General features: G+C 56.1%; 1 protein-coding gene. It reads left to right on the top strand.

What is annotated here, in order from left to right:
• Positions 1-94: 94 nt before the first annotated feature.
• The coding region (locus AC1RO3_RS08545) for a hypothetical protein (protein ID WP_481764009.1) at positions 95-488 on the top strand (394 nt) is incomplete at its 3' end.

Genomic DNA, 488 nt, shown 5'->3' with positions numbered 1-488 from the left:
CCGCGCTGATAGAGCAGCGCGAGCGCGCCAGAGCCGCGTGGAAGGCTGCGAAACAGCCTAGTAAATAACGCGTATTACATACAGGAGTCCAAAAATGAGTGACGAACTAAATCCGGGGCGCGCAGCGTTCCCGCCGTTCATACCAGAATCACCAACACGATTCGCGCAGCCTGCGGACCCGACGCCGACCCGGCTCCAGCGATTCCTTAACTGGCTGAACATTCGGGACCTGCCACGCACCGTTGTGCAGGACTGGAACCAAGACGATGGCGTTTATCACATGCGCAACCCGAACTACATAGGTCCGCTCTATGTGGTCAATCTGTCGCACATATCGAACTTCGTGCCCAAAAACCACCAGAACGTTGGTTTTGCGGACCTCGTGATTCAGCTGAATGACCTCGACAAAAAGCGCGCCGTCGTCAAGATTCCCGCGACGTGGCTTCCGGTTGACATTTCTCCGTACGTCCATCTGCTTCGCACCAATC

Source organism: Dellaglioa sp. CoH-57-MRSF-19, from assembly GCF_056781975.1.
Note: the sequence above shows the minus strand (reverse complement) of the source record. Positions and strands in the feature narration are given on the sequence as shown.